The following is a 19,241-nucleotide window of genomic DNA, read 5'->3' as shown; positions in this document are numbered from 1 at the left end:
GCAGTGAATTTGCATCAGCACCTCGAAGAAGAATTAGAAAAAGATTTTAATTTACTCAAGCAGTATGAAGAAAAGCGGCGAGATGAAACAAATCCACGGCTTATCGGTCAGTACAATAGTGAAATTAATAGAATTAAACTACAAATTTCTGAACGTCAACAGGAATTAGATAAACTACCTAAAACTTCTCTTACTCCAGCAACAAATCAATCTTTTATCGAAGAATTGGGTTTTGGTGTTAAGTTAGAAATGATCTATATTCCTGGTGGTACATTTTTAATGGGCGCACCAAAAATTGAAGTAGATAGTGATGATGATGAACGTCCCCAACACTATGTAACTGTCAAACCGTTTTACCTGGGGAAATACACCATTACCCAGGAACAATGGGAAAAGGTAGTTTATTCCTGTCCTACCATCGAGGATTGGCTAGATCCACACCCTTCTTACTTCAAAGGTGATAAACTACCAGTAGAGCAAGTATCTTGGTACGATGCCGTCGAATTTTGTGCTAGATTGGCTAAGAAAACAGGACGACAATATCGCTTACCCAGTGAAGCGGAATGGGAATATGCTTGTCGGGCTGGTTCGGCAAAACCTTTTGCTTTTGGTGACACAATCACCACAGATGTGGTAAACTATGATGGTAACTACACTTATGGTAATGCCCCCAAGGGAAAATATCGCGTACAAACAACAGCAATAGGAACTTTTCCGCCCAACGCCTTTGGTTTATATGATATGCACGGAAATGTCTTGGAATGGTGCGCCGATAGTTGGCATGATAGCTATGAAGATGCACCTAGTGACGGCAGTGCATGGATAAATGAGAATGATAATCAACATCGGCTGCTGCGCGGTGGTTCGTGGAACCACTACCCTGAGTGGTGTCGTTCTGCCACTCGCAACAGGCTTGCCCCCGACGTCCGTAACGGCCTTGTGGGTTTTCGGGTAGTGTGCGGTGGTGCTGCCAGGACTTAGTAGCCCTTTACACTCTTGCCCTTTTGCCCTCTGCTCTTTTCCTCTTTACCCTTACCAAGCGTAACGGAGTGGAGCGATCTTTTTTTAATTTTTGGGCTTTTTCAGAAAGCCGCGTTATTTAATTTAATAGAAACTTTTACAGCCTTGGTTTGATTTATAATAACATATAAATCTGAATCTGTAAATCAGATTCCTAAACAGCTATTTATTTCTCTTGTGCAAACAAGAGGATAAAGAAGGGACAGGCAACTCCGGCTGCTGCGCGGTGGTTCGTGGAACAACAACCCTAAGTGGTGTCGTTCTGCCAATCGCAACAGGAATACCCCCGACAACCGTAACAACAATGTGGGTTTTCGGGTAGTGTGCGGTGGTGCTGCCAGCACTCTCTTGTACCAGAACTGACGGATGGGAATTCGTCGGGCGTGTCAAAGGAGAGTCCAGACCTGTTCCTGTGATGTTGGTGACAGCATCCTAATATCAAACTGGTTTGGGTAGCTTGGTAGGTGTCAAAGCCGAAGACTTACCCAAACTTAAAATATCCTCTTAATTACGAATTACCTTTTAAATTTCCGTTCTAAAAAAGCAATTATTTGTTCCCAAGCTGAAGTAGCCGCAACAGCATCAAAACGATAACCATCATCTCTCATAAAAGTATGTTCTGCTTCATAAGAGAAAAATTGATGATGAACTTTAGCATTTTCTAAAGCATTAATTATAGTATGTCTGTCATGTTCAGAAATATGTGGATCTTGAGTACCAAAAATCAACAGCATTTCCCCTTTAATTTCCTCAAATCTGTGAATAGTATCCGCCACACCTTTACCTAATTTACCAATAGGAATACCTGTAGGATAACAAGAAACACAAGCTTCAATTTCACTTTCAAAAGCAGCCCGAAAAGCTAAATGTCCACCAATACAAAAACCCAATGTTCCGATTTTATCAGCAATAACTGAACTATCATGTTTGAGAAAATCAATGACAGCGCGAGTATCAGCATCATATTCAGAAATTAACGTCCGTCGTGCATCATCATTACCGCGCATTCTCCCAATATCATTAGGTTCAATTACAGAACCCACAGGTTCAATGCGGTGAAAAATTTCCGTTGCTGCGACAACATAACCAAAACCAGCTAAATAATTAACTAAGCGAATTATGGCATCACCTAATTGATAAATATCACTGTAAAAAACAATTCCTGGATATTTACCCTCTGCTTTAGGAGAAGCGACATAAACCCGCATTAAACTATCATCTACTCTTAATTCGATATTGCGTTTAACAATTTGCATTTTTCGTTTTTTGCTAATGTGTTAATTTGTAATTCTGCCGATTTAATAATAATCAGTAAGTTTTTATAAATACTCTATTTTTTAAAGAAGTTGAATTTCATAGTTTGACACGCATGATGTAACTATAATTATGTGCTATTATATACAATATAATATAAAGATTATGTTAGATTATACAATCAGTTCCGGCAACATCTTTCAAGATTTAGGATTTGCTAATGCAGAAGAAAAACTAGCCAAAGTTAAATTAGCTTCTGTCATAGCTGATATTTTAGAACAGCAACAAATCACAACGCAACAAGCGGCACAACTTTTAGGGTTAGAAATTGAAAAAGTAAATAATTTAAATAACGGTATTCTCAAAGATTTTACAATTGAGAATTTATTAACTTACTTAATAAAATTAGGACAAAATATAGAAATAATGGTAACAAATCAACAAGCAGAAACATCTCAACCTAAAATTAATGTTGTTTATCAAAAAATTGCTTAACGTCTAGATATGCACATTATCAGCAAAAAAAGACTGAAAGAATTTTGGGAGCAACATCCAAAAGCTGAATCAAATCTAGAAACATGGTATAAAATTATTAATAAAGCCAAATGGGAAAATTTTGTTGCATTACGTCAAGTATTCCCATCTGCTGATTTAGTTGGCAATTTTACTGTTTTTAATATTAGTGGTAACAATTACCGACTGATCGCTTTAGTAGACTATCAATATCAAGAAGTTTATATTCGCCATATCCTTACCCATGCAGAATATGACAAACAAAATTGGAAACAAGACCCTTGGTACACCTAAAACATATCTAGAATTGATAACTGCTTTTCCTCCTCGCAAAATTACATCAGAGGAAGAACTAGCGACAACTCAAAATATCATTGATTCCTTATTAGATCAAGAAAGGCTAACTTCTGACGAACGAGATTATCTTCATTTATTAGGACTATTAGTATCTGAATATGAAGAACATCATTATCCTGTGGCAGACATTTATGGAATCGAATTATTAAAAGTATTACTGGAAGAATTGAACTTACAATCCCAAGATTTAATGCCAATATTTGAACAGGAAACAGTTTTATATGAGGTTCTCAGCGGAAAACAGCAAATGACTATGAATCACATAGAAAAACTGGCTAAATTCTTTCATATTTCTCCATCTGTCTTTTTTAAAGATGTTTAAGTCGTAGAAACACTAAAGCAAATCAAATATCATATTTATAAATTATCTGGAATGGCTTATACTATATAATTAAATTGTGCATTATTCCCATACTTAATTATGAGGTCAAAACCATTATGGAAACAATCACTAAGAAAAAATATATTTATTGGCAAGACGAGGATATGTTTATTGGTTACTTAGAAGAATATCCTGATTATTGGACTCAAGGAAATTCTTTAGAAGAACTCCAAAACAACTTATTAGATTTGTATCACGAATTTACCAGTGGTAATATTCCTGCTATCAGAAAAGTTGCGGAGTTAGAATTATTGTGAAAAGAAGGGACTTAATAAAAGAATTAGAAGCAATGGGTTGTATTTTTATCAGACATGGTGGCAATCATGATTGGTATCAAAATCCTATTACTAAAGTATCACAACCCATTCCTAGACATAGAGAAATTAATGAGAACTTAGCTAAACATATTCTCAAAATACTACAAAACACTTAACTCCTCTTTGCGCCTCTGCGCCTCTGCGTGACATAAAAAAAATCTGTAACTTCCCCCCAGAAAAACTAATCATAGGTAAGATGACACAGAAACAACAAACCATTACACTGACATTGGTGTAAATACATCTTACCGGAGTTCCAAATGACATTAGCCAGCACTCCACAAATAAAACCCTTAACAGACACAGAATTACAAAGAATTAATGCTTATTGGCGTGCAGCCAACTACCTTTCAGTCGGACAAATATACCTCCTCGACAACCCCCTACTGAGAGAACCACTCAAACAAGAACACGTCAAACCCAGACTATTAGGACATTGGGGAACTACTCCAGGGCTAAACTTGATTTACGCCCATCTGAACAGAGTCATTAAAAAATACGACCTCAGCACCATATACATAGCTGGACCCGGACATGGCGGACCCGGACTTGTCGCCAATACCTACCTAGAAGGAACATATAGCGAATATTACCCCAACATCACCCAAGATGCTGGAGGAATGCAAAAACTGTTCAAACAATTCTCCTTCCCTGGTGGTATTCCCAGCCACGTCGCCCCAGAAACCCCCGGTTCTATCCATGAAGGGGGAGAACTCGGTTATGCTTTGGTTCACGCCTTTGGTGCGGTTTTTGACAACCCTGATTTAATCGTCGCTGCGGTTGTTGGTGACGGAGAAGCAGAAACTGGCGCATTAGCTACCAGTTGGCATTCTAACAAATTCCTCAACCCCGTTACTGATGGTGCAGTTTTACCAATTCTGCATTTGAATGGATACAAAATTGCTAACCCCACAGTATTAGCACGGATACCTCATGATGAACTAGAAAGCCTATTTATCGGCTATGGCTATAAACCTTACTTTGTGGAAGGGTCTGATCCCGCCGAAGTTCACCAAAAAATGGCGGCAACATTAGATACAATCATTCAAGAAATTCAAGGTATCCAAAGAGAAGCGCGGGTACATGGTTTCAAAGAACGCCCGCAATGGCCGATGATTGTATTACGGACTCCTAAAGGTTGGACAGGTCCCAAGGAAGTAGACGGAAAGAAAACAGAAGATTATTGGCGATCGCATCAAGTCCCTTTTGGTAATGTAGTTGGTAATCCAGAACATCTGCAACTCCTCGAAGACTGGATGCAGAGTTACAAACCCGAAGAACTCTTTGACGCAAACGGTACGCTTCTTCCAGAACTTGCAGAACTCGCACCTAAAGGCCATCGTCGCATGGGAGACAACCCCCATACTAACGGCGGTATGTTGCTGCGTGATTTAATCATGCCTGATTTTTGCAACTATGCAGTAGAAGTCCCCAAACCAGGTACTGTTAACGCCGAAGCTACTAAAGTTAGTGGTAAATTCCTGCGGGATATCATGAAACTGAACGAGGAAAGCCGCAACTTCCGCGTTTTCGGTCCTGATGAAACCGCATCCAACCGCATTGATCCTGTATTAGAAGTCACAGACCGCACTTGGGTCGCCGAAACTCTTCCCGAAGATGATCATTTATCACCTAATGGTCGAGTCATGGAAATGCTGAGTGAAACCAATTGTCAAGGATGGTTAGAAGGATATCTTCTCACAGGTCGTCATGGTTTCTTCTCCTGTTATGAAGCATTTATTCATATCATTGATTCCATGTTTAACCAACACGCTAAATGGTTAAAAACAACTCTGGAAATTCCCTGGAGAAGACCAATTGCATCATTAAATTATCTTCTCACTTCCCACGTTTGGCGACAAGATCATAACGGTTTCTCTCACCAAGATCCTGGTTTTATTGATCATGTCATGAACAAAAAATCAGAGATTATTCGTGTTTATTTACCACCTGATGCGAATACTTTGTTATCCGTCACTGATCACTGTTTAAGAAGTCGTCATTATGTCAATGTTATTGTGGCTGGAAAACAACCAGCATTACAATATTTAGACATGGATGCAGCCATTAAACACTGTACCAAAGGTTTAGGTATTTGGGAATGGGCGAGCAGTGATTTAGATGGTGAACCTGATGTAGTTATGGCTTGTGCAGGGGATATTCCTACTTTAGAAACTTTAGCAGCAGTTGATATTTTACGTCAGCACTGCCCAGAAGTAAAAGTGCGGGTAGTGAATGTAGTTAATTTGATGAAACTACAACCACAAAGTGAACATCCTCACGGTTTAAGCAGCAAAGATTTTGATACAATTTTCACAACTGATAAACCAATTATCTTTGCTTTTCATGGTTATCCTTGGTTAATTCATCGCCTCACATATCGTCATACTAATCATAAAAATCTTCATGTCCGTGGTTACAAAGAAGAAGGAACAACAACCACTCCTTTTGATATGGTGGTGATGAATGATTTAGATAGATTCCACCTAGTAATGGATGTCATAGATCGTGTACCAAAATTAGGTTCTAAAGCTGCTTATGTGAAGCAAAGATTACAAGATACTTTGATTGAACATAAGCATTATATCGAGAAGCATGGTGAAGATATGCCAGAAATCCGTGATTGGACTTGGCCATATTAATAATTGAGTCAAGCTGATTTTATCGGTAGGGGTTTAGCAGTGCTAAACCCCTACACATTTAAGGTTCTCGTACTCTTGTAAAAGTTTATTGCTCTTGATGCTAGAATTTAAAGACCAGGGTTATAAAAATATCTTTCTATGATTGGTAATATTCTCCGTCAACGTTACAGGATTATTAAACAACTAGGTGCAGGTGGATTTGGTGAAACCTTCCTCGCAGAAGATTTAGATATTCCCGTGACTCCTAAACCGATTTGTGTGGTTAAAAAGCTGCACCCAACAATTATTGACCCAGAAATTATCCGTTTATTTGAACAAGAAGCACAAATACTATATCAATTAGGACAAAATCACGATCAAATTCCTAAATTGTCTGGCTATTTTCAGGAAGATCAAGATTTTTATTTGATTCAAGAATTTATTGATGGATATGATTTAACTCAGGAAATAACACCTGGTAAGAAGTTGAATGAAGGAGAAGCAATTCAATTTTTACGAGATGTTTTAGAAATATTGGTTTATGTCCATGAAAATAAGGTGATTCATCGAGATATTAAACCTGCCAATATCATGCGACGCAAAGATGGGAAATTAGTATTAATTGATTTTGGGGTAGTCAAACAAATTAATACTACTATTGCGATGAAATCAGGCTTAACAAGTAAAACTGTAGGTGTCGGTACTCATGGATATATGCCACCAGAACAGGGTTTTGGTAAGCCTAAATTAAGTAGTGATATTTATGCTTTAGGAATGACAGCAATTGAAGGATTAACTGGAATTTCTCTTAATACATTATCAGAAGATGAGGAAGGGGAAATTATTTGGAGTAATTTAGTTTCTGTTAGTAATAAATTAGAGAATTTTATTACTAAAATGGTGCGTTATGATTGGCGACAACGTTATAAAGATGCAAAGGAAGCATTAGAAGAATTAAATCAGGTTTTTTCAATTATTAAACAACAGAATAGACAGCCAGTAACACTAAATCAATCTAGTCAATATTGGTTTGAACAGGGGATTGAATTAATTGATTTAGAAAGGTATGAAGAAGCTATTTCATATTTTGATAAAGCAATTGCCATTAACCCTGACGATCATGATGCTTGGTTTCACAGGGGTACTGTACTAGACGAATTACAAAGGTACAGAGAAGCGATCGCATCTTACGATAAAGCAATTGCCATTAACCCTGACGATCATGAAGCTTGGTATAACCGGGGTATTGCTTTAGGTGCGTTACGAAAATACACGGAAGCGATCGCATCTTACGATAAAGCCATTGCTATTAAAGCTGACTATCACGAAGCTTGGAGTAACCGGGGTGTTGCCTTAGAGAAGTTACAAAAATACACGGAAGCGATCACATCTTATGATAAAGGCATTGCTATTAAAGCTGACTTTCATGAAGCTTGGTATAACCGGGGTGTTGCCTTAGAGAAGTTACAAAAATACACAGAAGCGATCGCATCTTATGATAAAGCTATTGCTATTAAACCTGACTTTCATGAAGCTTGGCATGGACGGGGTATTTCCCTAAGACAATTACAAAAATACGAAGAAGCGATCGCATCTTACGATAAAGCTATTGCTATTAAACCTGATGATTATGATGCTTGGCATAACCGGGGTGTTTCCCTAAGACAATTACAAAAATACGAAGAAGCGATCGCATCTTATGATAAAGCCATTGCTATTAAACCTGACAAACATGAACCTTGGACCGCTAAAAGTGTTTCCCTATGGTATCTACAAAGGTATGAAGAAGCACTAAAATGTTGTGAAAAGGCAATTAGTATTAAACCAGATTTTGAACTAGCAATCAAGAATCGTAATAATTTATTAAAGCAATTGGGGCGTTAAAATTAGGTCAAAACGTGGGTTAATAATAAAACACTTAATTTTCAGGAGTCTCTAATTAGTGTCTGAAAAAATCCATTCCAGATATGCGGATGGAACACCAGTTTATCAAAGTCAAATACCTCCCAGATTTGGTGAACCTATAGCCGATCCTTTAGCACAAGCAGCCCATTCCAGATTAAGATGGGATCAATACCATCAAAGAATTTATCAAGCTAGAGAATTTGATACTAATGGTCAACCAGTGCGAGATATTGACTTTACCAGTCCTACATATCCTAATGGTACACCCCGCCCTGATCATTTACCACCGCCTCATCAACATCTTTGGCTTGCTAACATAACAGGTGGTATTCCCAACCGTAGTAAACAACCACAACCTCTATGAATAACCTGCAAAAATCGGCTTTTACCCTAGTTATTCAACCAGAAGAAAAACTAGAAAATCGAGTTTATTTCATTGTTGATGATCTAGCTAAAACCTATCCTGAATCACAATGGCTAATTACTGAAATAGATGCAACAGGATTATTAGGAAATAGTTTAACATCTATTTTGAATAATCAAGAAAATATCACCATTTCTTCCTCAGATTTTTTACAAATTTTGCAAGAAGAAGGACAAATTATAGATTTAGAAGCGACCTTAGTTAAAAATACTCAAGAAATTATTACTGTTTTTATCAGGGATGGTTATTCTGTAGATATTTTAGGAGTAACAGAATTATTACCTGTTCATATTTTAAATGATTGTATTGAAGTTGATCCTAATTTATTTGACACTCAAAAAACAGAAACATCTCAATCAAAGATTAACCTTGTCTATCAAAAAATTGCTTAATGCTAGTTGATGTTTAATTTTTGAAAAAATCTGATATAATTAGATCAAGCCTTTACTTATAGGTTGAGATGATCATGGAAACAATCACTAAAAAAAAATATATTTATTGGCAAGACGAGGATATGTTTATCGGTTACTTAGAAGAATATCCTGATTATTGGACTCAAGGAAATTATTTAAAAGAACTCCAGGAGAATTTATTAGATTTATATCACGAATTTGACCGTGATAATATTTAAAAATGCTGCAAAACTCTTAATTTTTCTTTTTTGAGATTAGTAAATTTCTAAGTTGAGGTAATCAATATGACCCAGGAATTAATAGACCTGAGAAATAGTATTATAGAACAACGTTACACCGACGCTTTAGCTATTGTTGATGAATTAGAGGGGATGAGTAAACAAGCTATTTTACGAAATATTCAAGCATTTTTGAGAATTTTGTTAATTCATTTAATTAAAAACCAAATAGAACAAAGATTAACTAATTCTTGGGTTGCTTCTATTCGCAATTCATTGATAGAAATTAAAAAAGTAAATCTCAAAGAAAATAAAAAATCCTATTATATCAATCAAGATGAATGGGATAGTTGGTTAGAAGATGAAATTGAATTAGCCATAGCTGATGCTAGTTTAGAAGTCTTGAATGGGATTTATAATGAATTTCAATTAGCAGAAATAGTAAATAGAGAACAGGTGATTTCTATCACTGAGAATTTTTTGGAATTGACTTATTTATATTCTGTTAAAGAATTACCAAAAGTTATTGCTGAACTTTTAACTCAGTTACCTGGTGGTGAAGATTGGAAAATAGGTAAAAGATGAAAAAGTGACACAGATACACAGATAGATCAACAAAGTATCCAATGATCACAAATAACTAATAACTAATGACTAAACCTTAAAATATGCCAGTTAAATTAGCTTTATGCCTTTTGTGACTGTAACGATCAACTAAGTCAGATTAGAATTAACCCGGCCCATCATTATTGATTGTAGTCCCAACAACAGGAGGTTTAATTTTGACGAAGTTGAAAGTTGGTATTAATGGATTTGGTCGTATTGGCAGGCTTGTACTGCGTGCTGGTATTACAAATCCTAACATTGAATTTGTAGGAATTAATGATTTAGTTCCATCAGATAACCTTGCTTATCTCTTAAAATACGACTCTACACACGGTAGATTGAATAGCAAAGTTGAAGCTAGAGAAGATGGAATGGTGATTGATGGCCATTTTATCCCTTGTGTGTCGGTGCGAAATCCGGCGGAATTGCCTTGGGGTAAATTAGGTGTAGATTATGTTGTGGAATCTACAGGACTTTTCACAGATTACACTGGGGCTGAAAATCATCTCAAAGCAGGTGCAAAGCGGGTAGTGCTTTCTGCACCGACAAAAGAACCAGAGCGGGTAAAAACGATGGTTATGGGTGTAAATCATCATCTGTTTGACCCTGCAAAAGATTTGATTGTTTCCAACGCCAGTTGTACTACAAATTGTTTAGCACCTATTGCTAAAGTTATTAATGATAACTTCGGTTTAGCTGAAGGGTTAATGACTACAGTTCACGCGACAACAGCCACTCAGCCCACGGTAGATGGACCCAGTCGAAAAGACTGGCGTGGTGGAAGAGGTGCAGGACAAAATATTATTCCTTCGGCTACAGGGGCTGCTAAAGCAGTGGCTTTGGTGTTACCAGAATTGAAAGGTAAGTTAACGGGGATGGCTTTTAGAGTTCCGACTCCTGATGTTTCCGTAGTTGACTTGACTTTCAAAACTACAAAATCTACCACTTACAAAGAAATCTGTGCAGCGATGAAAAAAGCATCTGCGGCTGAATTAGCAGGTGTTTTGGGCTATACAGATGAAGAAGTAGTATCTACTGATTTTCAAGGTGATTCCCACTCCAGCATCTTCGACGCAGGTGCAGGAATTGAACTCAATGCCAATTTCTTCAAAATTGTCTCTTGGTATGACAACGAGTGGGGTTACTCCAACCGCGTTGTTGATTTAATGTTGTCAATGGCACGGAAGGAAAAGTTGATTTAGGTAACAGGGTAAAGGTGACAGTGTACAGGTGACAGTAAGAAGGGAATAGGCAAAAGACAATAGATGATACATTATTCTCCCCTGCTCCCCTGCTCCTCCGCCCCCCTGCTCCCCTGCCCCCCTGCCCCCTGCCCCTCCGCTCCCCTACTCCCTCCTGGGCTTAACTGAGTGCTTCTACCGTACCGTTATTCCCTAATTTTGTTATGCGTCGCACTAAAATTATCTGTACTATTGGTCCAGCTACTTCTGCACCAGAGAAGCTAGAAGCTTTGATAAAAGCGGGAATGAATGTGGCTCGGCTAAATTTTTCTCATGGGGCTTATGAGGCACACGCCCAGACTTTTCATCATTTGCGGCAAATTAGTAAGGATTTACATAAACCAGTAGCAGTGATGCAGGATTTGTGTGGTCCAAAAATTCGGTTGGGGAAGTTACCTCCAGAAGGGTTAATGCTAGAAGCTGGTAGCGAGGTGACTTTTCTCCTCCAAGATAAAGGGGAAAGTATTGATGAAATTCCTTTACCTCTACCAACTTTGTTTGCAATGATGCGACCAGGTGAACCGATTTTAATTAATGATGGTCGGGTGAAGTTGACTGTGACTAGCCGTGATGCTGATAAAATTCGGGCTGAGGTAAAGATTGGGGGATTAATTTCGACTCATAAGGGTGTGAATTTACCTGCGACTCCTTTACCTGTGAGTTCGATTACAGAAAAGGATTTGATGGATTTGCGGTTTGGGATTCAGTTGGGTGTAGACTGGGTTGCAGTTTCCTTTGTGCGATCGCCTCAAGACCTTGAACCTGCCCAACGGATGATTGAAGCTGCTGGTGCAAAAATTCGCCTCATTGCTAAAATTGAACGCGCCGAAGCTGTAGAGCGGTTAGATTCTATTCTCAAGGTGGCTGATGCAATTATGATTGCCCGTGGTGATTTGGGCGTAGAAGTACCGATTCATCGAGTTCCTTTAATTCAAAAAGATATTATTCGTCGTTGTAATCATGCTGGTAAGCCAGTGATTACGGCTACCCAAATGCTAGAGTCAATGATTAGCGCCCCTGATCCTACCCGTGCCGAGGCGACTGACGTTGCTAACTCGATCTTAGATGGGACGGATGCGGTGATGTTGTCGGGAGAAACCGCTGTGGGAGCATATCCCATAGCCGCAGTCCAAACAATGCACAATATTGCTGTGGAAACGGAAAAGGCAATTCAGGAAGGTGCTAGACATACTTGGAATCATGAAGCTGGTCGTTTGAGTGTCACCGAATCAGTTGCCCAATCTGTATGTCGTATGGCTTATGAAACCGGCGCTAAGGCTATTCTTTGCAATACAACATCGGGAAATACCGCGAGATTAATTTCTAAGTACCGTCCGTTGACTCCGATTATTACTCTCACTTCTGAGGATATTGCTTATCGTCAGTTAGCATTATCTTGGGGTGTAGAACCTTTGCTGATTCCACCAGTTCACACTGCTGAAGAGATGTTTGAGAAAGTCGTCAACAGTGTTGTTGAAGGTGGTTTTGCTAAGGAAGGCAATAAGGTGGTAATTACTTCTGGTGTCCCAATTGGTCAATCAGGAACAACCAGTTTAATTAAAGTGCATTCTATTGGACAGCCAATTACTGCTTGACACATCTAAAATAGTAATTGGTAGGGTAATTGGTGATTGGTCATTGGTCATTGGGAAACATCTTCTCCCTGCCCTATTTCCTGTCTCCTATTCCCTGTCCCCTGTCCCCTGACAACTGACGAAGGAGTATGTTATGCCTAAAAACTTACTAGAGCAACTGCGGGAAGTAACAGTTGTAGTAGCGGATACTGGAGACATCCAATCAATTGAACAATTTAAACCTCAAGATGCTACTACCAATCCCTCACTGATTACTGCGGCGGCACAAATGCCGGAATATCAGAATATTGTTGATCTAACTTTAATGACAGCGAAGAAAGATGCAGGTGCAGGTGCTAGTCCAGCACAGATAGTGTCCCTGGCTTTTGACCGCTTGGCGGTTGCTTTTGGATTGAAGATTTTGCAAATTATCCCTGGTCGAGTATCTACAGAAGTTGATGCTCGTTTATCCTACGATACAGATGCTACTCTGGCTAAAGCGCGAGATTTGATTGCTCAATATAAAGCTGCTGGTATTTCTCCGGAGCGAGTTTTAATAAAGATTGCTGCGACTTGGGAAGGTATCAAGGCTGCGGAAATTTTGGAAAAAGAAGGTATTCATTGTAACTTAACTTTACTGTTCGGTCTGCACCAAGCGATCGCCTGTGCTGAAGCTGGTATTACTCTCATTTCTCCTTTTGTCGGCCGCATTCTCGACTGGTACAAGAAAGATACTGGCCGCGATAGCTACCCCGCTGCGGAAGATCCTGGTGTATTATCTGTCACTACCATTTATAACTACTATAAGAAGTTTGGTTATAAAACTGAAGTGATGGGTGCTAGTTTCCGTAATATCGGCGAAATTACTGAACTTGCTGGTTGTGATTTGTTAACTATTTCTCCAGGGTTGTTGACAGAATTACAAAACACTGTGGCAGAATTACCCCGGAAGCTTGATCCTGCTAAGGTAGCAAATCTATCAATTGCTAAGATTTCTCTTGATAAAACTACCTTTGAGCAAATGCACAATAGCGATCGCATGGCTTCTGATAAACTTGCAGAAGGTATTGATGGTTTTACCAAGGCTTTGATTTCTTTGGAAAAACTATTAGCTGAAAGATTGGCTCATTTAGAAAGTAACAAGGTAACTGCTTAATCATTAGGTAATGGGTAATTAGTTAAATTTTTACCTATTACCTATTACATCTACTTCTGTTTATTTTCACGGTTTGGTATTAGTTTGGTTTCTAACGGTTTAATTCTGCTTTATATTCTCTCCATTTTGGCATAAATTTATCCATTAAAGCCTGAAATTTAGCCCCGTGACTGCGTTCTAAAAGATGAGTAATTTCATGGACTATCACATATTCTAAACATAAAGGATTTTTTTTAGCTAATTCCAGATTTAACCAAATGCGTTTAGCTTGGATATTGCAAGTACCCCATTTGGTTCTCATGATTTTTATTCCCCATTCATTTATATTCACATTAATTACCTTTTCCCATTTATCTATTAATGGGGGAATTTGTGCTTTTAATTGTTGACGATACCAAGAGTTTAAGACTTTTTGACGTTGTTCTTTGTCGCTTCCTGGTTTGACAGATAAATCAAGATATTGATTATTTCTAATTTCTACTTTGGGATGATTTTGATAAATTACATTTAATGTATAGGGTTTACCTTGAAAATAATGATTTTCTCCTGATAAATATTCTATTGTTTCTGGACGTGGTTTTAATTGAAATTTAGTTTGATTTTTTTTAATCCATGCTAATTTGGAAATTGCAAATAACCGTACAGATTCATCATTAATATGTAAAGGTGTCGCAATTCTGACGCGGCCATCTGGGGGATAAACCGCTAAATGTAGGTTTTTAATATCTTTTCTGACAACATCTATAATTATGTCAGCGATGGTTATTTGATAGGTTTTCATGGTATTATTAGGAGTCATGAGTTATATATAATATAGCCAGGGAATAAATTCCCTGTCTAATAGCGAAAGTACGTTAAAACGTACTATTATTAACAATCTAAATTTTTCATTTATTATTATTTTTAACCATAAATCTAAATTTATCATCCAACATCAAATAAATAAAATCAAAATAGTCGGTTTTAACCGACTTTAACTTTTAGACAGGGAATTTATTCCCTGGCTTCTGGCTTTATCAATTATCTTAATACTCATTTTGATTTTTAACAATTTCCATAATATTATCTATCTCTTCTGGTGCTGGTAAATATTTTTTAATGGCGTTTTTTACTTGTCTTTTTTTGATGTTATTTCCTCTCCAACCATCTTGTTTAGTTTGACGAATTACTGCATCTATTGTTAACGCTAGTTCTTCATTTTGATCTAGGTTATCATATAATGCGATTTTTGCGGGGGTGTTTAATGATTGGGGATATGCTGATGATGTATTTGGTTGTTGAACTTGTTTAGCTAATTCGACAATTTGCTGTAAGTAATTTTGATAGTCTGCTGTTGCGGTTTTGCGGTTTTCAATTAGTTCATTTAGCAAAGTTGACATTTTATCAAAATATTTCGGGTTGGTTGGTTGTTGTTCAATAATTAATTTCCGTAGGTTGTTCTCTATGGTTTCCGCGACTGCGGTTTTATTGTTTCTAATTCCTGGGGGTAAACTATCAACTGCATTCACACCATTGTTAACTATTAATTCTACTAAGGTGAGATTTTCAAAGTTTGCTAAAATTTGACTTTCCTCCGCACCAATATAACTATCTATTAAGTGACGCATATCATTTTGATAGGCTTTAAAATCAATATAGTCACCACTTGATAATTTTACCTCTTGGCTGACTTTTTGATAATGTTTAACTTCCTGTTGAATATCATAAATTTCTCGCGTTGTATATCCTGCTTTTTCCATTTCATTGGCTATATTTGCATAATTTCTAATTAAGGAATTAACACTTTTATATAATACTAATCTTTGCGGTTCGTGCTTTTTTAAATCTTCTGGGTTTTGAGGATTACCACAAAAATAAAGAATATAATCTTCTGTATGATAAGGCGGTTTTACAGGTTCACATAAGGCTTTAATGGCTTCTTTGGCGGTGTCTAGGTCATTTTTGCCTTTTTCTAATCTGTCACTTAATAACCCGGCTATATCAGCAATATCATAATCTGCAAAGACTTCTGAGGTGTAATCTTTAACGGATTTTTCTAAACTTTTAAATAGGTCTTTGTAATCTATAATATAACCATATTCTTTGTCTTCACTATCTAAACGGTTGACGCGACAAACGGCTTGAAATAAATTATGATCTTCCATAGATTTATCTATATAAAGATAGGTAGCGGGAGGTGCATCAAAACCTGTTAAGAGTTTGTTCACGACTATTAATAATTGCATTTCTCCGGGTGAATTGATAAAGTTGTTTTTTACATCTTGTTCAAATTTATCTGCATTTTGTCCATTGAGCATTTTTTGATAGATTTCATATTGATGTATTTTATCGGTTTTTCCCTCTCCTGTGTTTTCACCTTTGATACTTTTGATGGTAGGATCATAAGATGTAATAATGGCACATTTGGTAAAACCAGCATTTTGGAATAATTCATAATATTTACAAGCTTGGTAAATGCTTCCAGCTACAAGTATGGCGTTACCTTTGCCATTTGCTAGTCGTTCTTTGGTGCTAAAATCTAATAAAATATCTTTGACAATTTCCTCAAGTCGTGATTTGGAACTGAGGACTTTTTGCATTGTTCCCCAGCGTTTTTTGAGTTCGGCTTTTGCGGTTTCTGTTAAGCCTTGGGTTTTGGCTGCAAACCATTGATCAATTTTGGTTTGTGAGGTGATATACTGCTCAACATTCCGCGCTTCATAACGTAAATCTAAAACGACTTTATCACCGACTGCTTCGTTAAATTTGTAGGTGTGAATATATTTACCAAAAACTTCTAAACTGCTTTGTTTGTCTTGTTTTAATAATGGTGTTCCTGTAAAGCCGATAAATAAGGCATTTGGTAATATATCTTTCATGGCTTTATGTAATTTCCCCGCTTGGGTGCGATGACATTCATCTACAAATACATAAAACTCTCCGTAAGGTTGGAAGTTTTTGGGTAAGCTGCTTTTTAATTGTTTTATATAGTCTTCATAGTCTGAAGAACCTCTCTCCAAACCTCTCTCCTGGGAGGAAAGAGGCTTTAAATTCTCCCCATTCCCTTGTAGGGAAGGGGGTTGGGGGGTTAGGTTTTCTTTCTTTTTTCCGAATTTATGAATTAATGAACAAATTAATGGAGGTGTGGTTTTTTGGAGTTGGGTAATTAAATCTTGTCCGCTTTTGGTGCGGTAGATGTTTTCGTTGACACCTAAAAAAACGCCTTCGATTTGATCATCTAGTTCTTCCCGGTCGGTGATAATTAAAACACGAGCTTTAGGGTTAAATTCCCGAATCCATTTGGTTAACCAGACCATTGTTAAGCTTTTTCCACTACCTTGAGTGTGCCAAATTATGCCACCTTCTTGGCGGTTTATGTGGTCTTGGGCGGCTTTTATGCCTAGATATTGGTGAGAACGACAGAGTTTTTTGATACCCCCGTCAAAGAGGATAAAGTTATAAATGATGTCGAGAAAGCGGTGTTTTTCGCACAGTTGCAGCAGATGTTTGTCTAAAGGGTTTGTGATATGTTGATGAGTGTCTTCTTTCCAAGTTAGATAATATTTTTCTGAGGTTTTTGTTGTTCCATAGCGTAGTCCTTGGGTGTCGTTACCTGCTGCGATTAATTGAATAGGATTAAAAAATGATTTAATAAATAATGATTCTTGATTATCTAGGTTTTGACGGATAGCTTCGGAAACGGGTACGGTGCTACTTTTGAGTTCGAGAACTGCTAACGCGATGCCATTAATGTATAAAACTATATCTGGTCGTTTATTATTTTCGCCTTTAATGCTGACTTCTTCAGCGATATAAAAGTGATTTTTTAAGGGTTCTTGCCAATTTATCAGGTAAATGCTTTGAGTATTTTCACCTGCTTCTGGTTTGATGTTGATACCGTAGCGTAATAAGCCATAAATTTCTTTGTTGATGTCGTAGAGGTTTGGGGTTGTGTCTGTGGTGAGTTTATTTAGTTCGTGAAGGGCTTTGGTGATAATGTCTTGATTGTATTTTTGGGTATCGCGTAAAAATGCGGTGAGTAGGTCGGTTTCAACGTTGCTGTTATTCTCGCGGTAGTGCCAATTTCCTAAGTATGTATAACCTAGTTGTTGCTGGAATAGTTGCACTACGCGGTTTTGGGTTGCGCGTTCTGGTTGTCCGACTTGACTCATTACGTTACTCTTTGTTAATGGTTTACATATTTTACTTTGTATTAGTTTATGAGTGTGATGGTATTTTTACGTAAAGATGCAAATAATATCTTATATGTTATTATTTAAGGTAATTAACTAATTGAGCAAACCATAAGTTATGGAAAAGTTACTTAATATCCATATTGAAAAATTACCAGAGGGTGTTTATTTAGCAACATCTGATGATTTACAAGGGTTAGTTGCTCAAGGTAGGACGGTTGCTGAAACTTTAGAAATAGCTCGTGATGTTGCTAGAAAGTTATTAGAAGCTCAAAATCAACAATTAGATTATTTACAACCTATAGCTGAAGAATTTAATTATCCTTTGGTGGTAGGATTTTAGTTATTTATGGGTAGATTATCGGGTTTTAGTTATCGGGAAATTATTAAGATTATTAAAAAGTTTGGTTTTGTTTTTTATCGTCAAGCAGCAGGAAGTCATGAAATTTGGTTTAATGCTGAAACGAATCTTTATACTACCATTCCTAATCATTCTGGTGATATGCCAGAGGGGACATTAAGAGCTATTTTAAAGCAAGCGGGGATTAAACCCGATGATTTTTTGCAAGGTTAATTTTTGTTAAATAATTATCTCTAATTAACCAGATATTGTAGGGGTTTAGCATTGCGTTTTACCCCTACCCCTATATAGGTTTCGCGCAAAGTCGCAAAGGAGCAAAGTCGCAAAGGAAGATGATATAATTAGGGCTAAGATCCCCGACTTCTGTAATTAAAATTATACTTAAAAATAAGTTAACAAAAGAAGTCGGGGATCTAAATTCTCGTTTTTCCTGTTAATAGTTCTTGCATCATTCCCTGTTTTATGGCTTTGTATTTATCGCGGTTTTTTTCTAATGCTTCTATTTCTTTGTCTATATCGCTGAGTATTTCGGATATGGCTTTTTGTTCTTCTATTTGGGGAGGAAGCAATATTTCAAAAGAGTTTAAATTTTTATTTGTTATCTGGTTAATTGTTGCACCTATATTCTCATGAATTTGCTTTTTTATTTCATTTGTTTGAAAAGCATGAAAAATATATTTATAAAATTTTGTTCTATAAACAATACC

21 protein-coding genes and 1 pseudogene are annotated in these 19,241 nt (G+C 37.2%); 18 read left to right on the top strand and 4 right to left on the bottom strand.

All coding sequences use genetic code 11. The features are described from left to right. Positions 1-3: 3 nt before the first annotated feature. Positions 4-981 carry a formylglycine-generating enzyme family protein gene (locus FJR04_RS17445; protein ID WP_371718254.1) on the top strand — a complete coding sequence of 326 codons (978 nt, stop codon included), beginning with the start codon at positions 4-6 and terminating at the stop codon, positions 979-981. Positions 982-1,233: 252 nt separating this feature from the next. Next, positions 1,234-1,383: pseudogene (locus FJR04_RS17440) on the top strand (formylglycine-generating enzyme family protein); the annotation flags it as partial. A gap of 152 nt (positions 1,384-1,535) precedes the next feature. On the opposite strand, the gene FJR04_RS17435 reads toward FJR04_RS17440, so the two are convergent. After that, complete coding sequence (locus tag FJR04_RS17435; RefSeq protein WP_168497063.1) at positions 1,536-2,276, bottom strand: dienelactone hydrolase family protein; 741 nt, start codon at positions 2,274-2,276, stop codon at positions 1,536-1,538. Positions 2,277-2,439: 163 nt separating this feature from the next. Between FJR04_RS17435 and FJR04_RS17430 the strand changes: the two genes are divergently transcribed. The 14 genes from FJR04_RS17430 (at position 2,440) to FJR04_RS17365 (ending at position 14,001) form a co-directional block, all read left to right on the top strand. Beyond that, positions 2,440-2,769, top strand: a complete 330-nt coding sequence (locus tag FJR04_RS17430) for an XRE family transcriptional regulator (protein WP_168497061.1) — start codon at positions 2,440-2,442, stop codon at positions 2,767-2,769. 9 nt (positions 2,770-2,778) lie between these two features. Further along, positions 2,779-3,081 (top strand): type II toxin-antitoxin system HigB family toxin, encoded by a 303-nt coding sequence (locus FJR04_RS17425; protein WP_168497059.1) that lies wholly within the window; start codon positions 2,779-2,781, stop codon positions 3,079-3,081. Then, positions 3,041-3,466 (top strand): type II toxin-antitoxin system HigA family antitoxin, encoded by a 426-nt coding sequence (locus FJR04_RS17420; protein ID WP_168497057.1) that lies wholly within the window; start codon positions 3,041-3,043, stop codon positions 3,464-3,466. The genes FJR04_RS17425 and FJR04_RS17420 overlap by 41 nt, the downstream gene beginning before the upstream one ends. 116 nt (positions 3,467-3,582) lie before the next feature. Continuing rightward, positions 3,583-3,783 (top strand): type II toxin-antitoxin system HicB family antitoxin, encoded by a 201-nt coding sequence (locus FJR04_RS17415; protein WP_168497055.1) that lies wholly within the window; start codon positions 3,583-3,585, stop codon positions 3,781-3,783. Next, the gene (locus FJR04_RS17410; protein ID WP_168497053.1) at positions 3,780-3,959 is read left to right on the top strand and encodes a type II toxin-antitoxin system HicA family toxin; all 180 of its coding nucleotides are present in this window, start codon (positions 3,780-3,782) and stop codon (positions 3,957-3,959) included. Before FJR04_RS17415 ends, FJR04_RS17410 begins: the two co-directional genes overlap by 4 nt. A gap of 144 nt (positions 3,960-4,103) precedes the next feature. Next, positions 4,104-6,485: a phosphoketolase gene (locus FJR04_RS17405; protein ID WP_168497051.1), complete on the top strand. Its 2,382-nt coding sequence runs from the start codon at positions 4,104-4,106 to the stop codon at positions 6,483-6,485. A gap of 138 nt (positions 6,486-6,623) precedes the next feature. Next, positions 6,624-8,348: a tetratricopeptide repeat protein gene (locus FJR04_RS17400; RefSeq protein WP_168497049.1), complete on the top strand. Its 1,725-nt coding sequence runs from the start codon at positions 6,624-6,626 to the stop codon at positions 8,346-8,348. A gap of 58 nt (positions 8,349-8,406) precedes the next feature. Then, entirely contained in the window at positions 8,407-8,733 is a 327-nt protein-coding gene (locus FJR04_RS17395) for a hypothetical protein (protein ID WP_168497047.1), read from the top strand. Next, a complete protein-coding gene (locus FJR04_RS17390; RefSeq protein ID WP_168497045.1) occupies positions 8,730-9,185 on the top strand; it encodes a hypothetical protein in 456 nt (151 codons plus the stop codon). Before FJR04_RS17395 ends, FJR04_RS17390 begins: the two co-directional genes overlap by 4 nt. A gap of 74 nt (positions 9,186-9,259) precedes the next feature. Continuing rightward, positions 9,260-9,424, top strand: coding sequence for a hypothetical protein (locus FJR04_RS17385; RefSeq protein WP_168497043.1), 165 nt, complete (start codon positions 9,260-9,262; stop codon positions 9,422-9,424). A gap of 66 nt (positions 9,425-9,490) precedes the next feature. After that, positions 9,491-10,009, top strand: coding sequence for a DUF29 family protein (locus tag FJR04_RS17380; RefSeq protein WP_168497041.1), 519 nt, complete (start codon positions 9,491-9,493; stop codon positions 10,007-10,009). Positions 10,010-10,206: 197 nt separating this feature from the next. After that, the gene (gap, locus tag FJR04_RS17375) at positions 10,207-11,232 is read left to right on the top strand and encodes a type I glyceraldehyde-3-phosphate dehydrogenase (RefSeq protein WP_168497039.1); all 1,026 of its coding nucleotides are present in this window, start codon (positions 10,207-10,209) and stop codon (positions 11,230-11,232) included. Positions 11,233-11,435: 203 nt separating this feature from the next. After that, positions 11,436-12,866: a pyruvate kinase gene (gene pyk / locus FJR04_RS17370; RefSeq protein ID WP_168497037.1), complete on the top strand. Its 1,431-nt coding sequence runs from the start codon at positions 11,436-11,438 to the stop codon at positions 12,864-12,866. Between the two features lie 133 nt (positions 12,867-12,999). Further along, a complete protein-coding gene (locus FJR04_RS17365; RefSeq protein ID WP_168497035.1) occupies positions 13,000-14,001 on the top strand; it encodes a transaldolase in 1,002 nt (333 codons plus the stop codon). A gap of 91 nt (positions 14,002-14,092) precedes the next feature. Here the strand turns inward: FJR04_RS17365 and FJR04_RS17360 are convergent, their stop codons facing one another. Both FJR04_RS17360 and FJR04_RS17355 read right to left on the bottom strand, forming a co-directional pair. Next, complete coding sequence (locus FJR04_RS17360) at positions 14,093-14,800, bottom strand: M48 family metallopeptidase (RefSeq protein ID WP_168497033.1); 708 nt, start codon at positions 14,798-14,800, stop codon at positions 14,093-14,095. A 226-nt stretch (positions 14,801-15,026) separates the two neighbouring features. Further along, a complete protein-coding gene (locus FJR04_RS17355) occupies positions 15,027-18,152 on the bottom strand; it encodes a type I restriction endonuclease subunit R (RefSeq protein WP_168497031.1) in 3,126 nt (1,041 codons plus the stop codon). Positions 18,153-18,291: 139 nt separating this feature from the next. On the opposite strand from FJR04_RS17355, the gene FJR04_RS17350 reads away from it, so the two are divergent. Both FJR04_RS17350 and FJR04_RS17345 read left to right on the top strand, forming a co-directional pair. Further along, positions 18,292-18,516 carry a type II toxin-antitoxin system HicB family antitoxin gene (locus tag FJR04_RS17350; RefSeq protein ID WP_168497029.1) on the top strand — a complete coding sequence of 75 codons (225 nt, stop codon included), beginning with the start codon at positions 18,292-18,294 and terminating at the stop codon, positions 18,514-18,516. Positions 18,517-18,522: 6 nt separating this feature from the next. Continuing rightward, a complete protein-coding gene (locus FJR04_RS17345) occupies positions 18,523-18,747 on the top strand; it encodes a type II toxin-antitoxin system HicA family toxin (RefSeq protein ID WP_168497027.1) in 225 nt (74 codons plus the stop codon). 200 nt (positions 18,748-18,947) lie between these two features. Here the strand turns inward: FJR04_RS17345 and FJR04_RS17340 are convergent. Next, positions 18,948-19,241 (bottom strand): restriction endonuclease subunit S (locus FJR04_RS17340; protein WP_174763557.1); only part of this gene is annotated, 294 nt, incomplete at its 5' end.

The organism is Anabaena sp. UHCC 0204 (genome assembly GCF_009711975.1).
Taxonomy (GTDB): domain Bacteria; phylum Cyanobacteriota; class Cyanobacteriia; order Cyanobacteriales; family Nostocaceae; genus Dolichospermum.
Note: the sequence above shows the minus strand (reverse complement) of the source record. Positions and strands in the feature narration are given on the sequence as shown.